The sequence below is a fragment of the Stenotrophomonas maltophilia group sp. RNC7 genome, assembly GCF_030910085.1.
Taxonomy (GTDB): domain Bacteria; phylum Pseudomonadota; class Gammaproteobacteria; order Xanthomonadales; family Xanthomonadaceae; genus Stenotrophomonas; species Stenotrophomonas sepilia.
This window is the reverse complement of the sequence record NZ_JAVFVN010000565.1, coordinates 1-282: the sequence shown is the minus strand read 5'-3', so window position 1 is coordinate 282 and position 282 is coordinate 1. Positions and strand designations below refer to the sequence as shown.

Below are 282 nucleotides of genomic sequence, written 5' to 3'. Positions count from 1 at the left end.
ACCACGGTGGAAGGCGCCCAGCGCGCTCTGTCCATCGTTGACGATGCATTGACTTCGGTGAACTCCTCGCGTGCCGACATGGGTGCGATCCAGAACCGCTTCACCTCCACCATCGCCAGCCTGAACACCACCTCGGAAAATCTGTCGGCCTCGCGCAGCCGTATCCGCGACACCGACTACGCCAAGGAAACCGCTGAACTGACCCGCACGCAGATCCTGCAGCAGGCCGGTACCGCGATGCTGGCCCAGGCCAACCAGTCGCCGTCCAGCGTGATGAGCCTG

At 63.8% G+C, this 282-nt stretch carries 1 protein-coding gene; it reads left to right on the top strand.

The window, feature by feature from the left end; genetic code table 11:
• Positions 1–282: flagellin (locus RCF13_RS10865; protein ID WP_308141165.1), on the top strand; the 282-nt coding region annotated here is incomplete at both ends.